The sequence below is a fragment of the Streptomyces sp. NPDC047022 genome (assembly GCF_040644155.1).
Taxonomy (GTDB): domain Bacteria; phylum Actinomycetota; class Actinomycetes; order Streptomycetales; family Streptomycetaceae; genus Streptomyces.
This window is the reverse complement of record NZ_JBEYVV010000108.1, coordinates 1-1338: the sequence shown is the minus strand read 5'-3', so window position 1 is coordinate 1338 and position 1338 is coordinate 1. Positions and strand designations below refer to the sequence as shown.

Below are 1338 nucleotides of genomic sequence, written 5' to 3'. Positions count from 1 at the left end.
CCGGAGCTGTTGGTGCATGAGTTGTTCGAGGCGCGGGTTGTGGAGGCGCCGGGGGCGGTGGCGGTGGTTGCGGGTGGTGTGTCGGTGTCGTATGCGGAGTTGGAGGTGCGGGCGAATCGGCTGGCGCGTTTTCTGGTGGGGCAGGGTGTGGGTGCGGAGTCGGTGGTGGGTCTGGCGTTGCCGCGTGGTGTGGAGATGGTGACGGCGATCCTTGCGGTGTGGAAGGCGGGGGCGGGGTATCTGCCGGTGGATGTGGCGCAGCCCGCGGAGCGGGTGGCGTTCGTGGTGCGGGATGCGCGGGCGCAGTTGGTGCTGGCCACTGAGGAGGTGCTGGGGGAGTTGCCGTCGCTGGGTGCGCGGGTGGTGGCGGTGGACGGGACGCTGACGGCGATGCAGGTGGCGGCGATGCCGGGTACTTCGCCGGGTGTGAGGGTTGCGGCGCAGTCGTTGGCGTATGTGGTGTATACGTCGGGTTCGACGGGGCGGCCGAAGGGTGTGGCGGTCACGCATGGGGGTGTGGCGAATTATGTGTCGTCGGTGCCGGGCCGGGTGGGTTTTGCGGGGGGCCGGTTTGCGTTGTTGCAGGCGCAGGTGACGGATCTGGGGAACACGGTGGTGTTCGCGAGTCTGGCGCATGGGGGTGAGCTGCATGTGCTGGACGAGGCGGCGGTGACGGATCCGGTGCGGGTGGGGGCGTATTTCGCGGAGCACGGGATTGATCATGTGAAGGTGGTGCCGTCGCATCTGGCGGCGTTGGGTGGGGCCGGGGGGCTGGAGCGGGTGCTGCCGGCGGGGTCGGTGGTGCTGGGGGGTGAGGCGGCTTCGCCTGGGTGGGTGGGGGAGTTGCTGGCTGTGGCGGGTGAGCGGCCGGTGTTCAACCATTATGGGCCGACGGAGACGACGATCGGTGTGGCGACGTCGCGTCTGGTGCCGGGTGGGGTGGTGGCGGTGGGCTCGCCGGTGGCGAACACGCGTTTCTTTGTGCTGGATGAGGGGTTGCGGCTGGTGGCGCCTGGTGTGGTGGGTGAGTTGTATGTGGCGGGTGTGCAGGTGGCGCGTGGGTATGTGCGTCGTCCTTCGTTGACGGCGGGGCGGTTTGTGGCGTGTCCGTTCGGGCGGGGTGTGCGGATGTATCGCACGGGGGACCGGGTGCGCTGGACGGCGGAGGGGCAGCTGGTGTTCGTGGGGCGTGCGGATGAGCAGGTGAAGGTGCGTGGTTTCCGGGTGGAGCCGGGTGAGGTCGAGAGTGTGCTGGTGGCGCATCCGCTGGTGGCACAGGCGGTGGTGGTGGCCCGTGAGGACGTCCCGGGGGATGTGCGGTTGGTGGCCTATGTGGTG

General features: G+C 69.3%; 1 protein-coding gene. It reads left to right on the top strand.

The window, feature by feature from the left end; genetic code table 11:
• Window positions 1–1338, top strand: a 1338-nt coding sequence (locus tag ABZ845_RS31965) for an amino acid adenylation domain-containing protein (RefSeq protein ID WP_360987072.1), incomplete at both ends; no start/stop codon positions are given.